Here is a 549-nt window from a genome sequence, read left to right as displayed (position 1 = left end):
TCAGCACGAGGATCGAGCCGTCGACGGCCCCCCAGGCCTCGTCCGCGTCGATGCAGCGCAGCACGAGGATCGCCGCGACCGCGAGGATCGAGAGCGTGGCGATGTCGAGCACCCCCACCGCCGCGAGCCCCACGACCGCCGCCAGCGCCGCCAGCACCAGCGGCGCGCGGCCCCGGCGGAAGGCGCGACCGGTGGGGCGGCTCACCGAGACCAGCTGCGCCTCGTCCTCGAGCGACTGGAAGGCGGTGGCCGGCCCCTCGAGCAGGAGCTTGTCCGCCGGGCGCAGCCGCACCGAGCCCAGATCCGGCCCGGCGATGTGCTCGTGCCGGTGCGCGCCCAGCACCCGCACGCCAAAGCGCCGGCCCAGCGACATGCTGCCGAGGCTGCGACCGAGGCTCGACTTGCGGGGCGAGACGATGACCTCGACGGTGACCAGCTCCCCCTCCTGCGGCTCGCCACGGCGCAGACCAATCTTGAGGCCGGGATCGTCGTGCAGGGTCAGCAGCTCCGAGGTCGGCGCGCGGAAGATCACCGTATCGCCCTTTTGCA

The 549-nt window shown here is 73.6% G+C and carries 1 protein-coding gene; it reads right to left on the bottom strand.

Annotated features, from left to right (window positions below; translation table 11 throughout):
- Positions 1–549 (bottom strand): TrkA C-terminal domain-containing protein (locus HC022_RS28430; protein ID WP_175583779.1); only part of this gene is annotated, 549 nt, incomplete at both ends.

This window comes from Salipiger sp. HF18, assembly GCF_011806505.1.
Taxonomy (GTDB): Bacteria; Pseudomonadota; Alphaproteobacteria; order Rhodobacterales; family Rhodobacteraceae; genus Salipiger; species Salipiger thiooxidans.
This window is presented reverse-complemented; position numbering and strand designations above follow the sequence as displayed.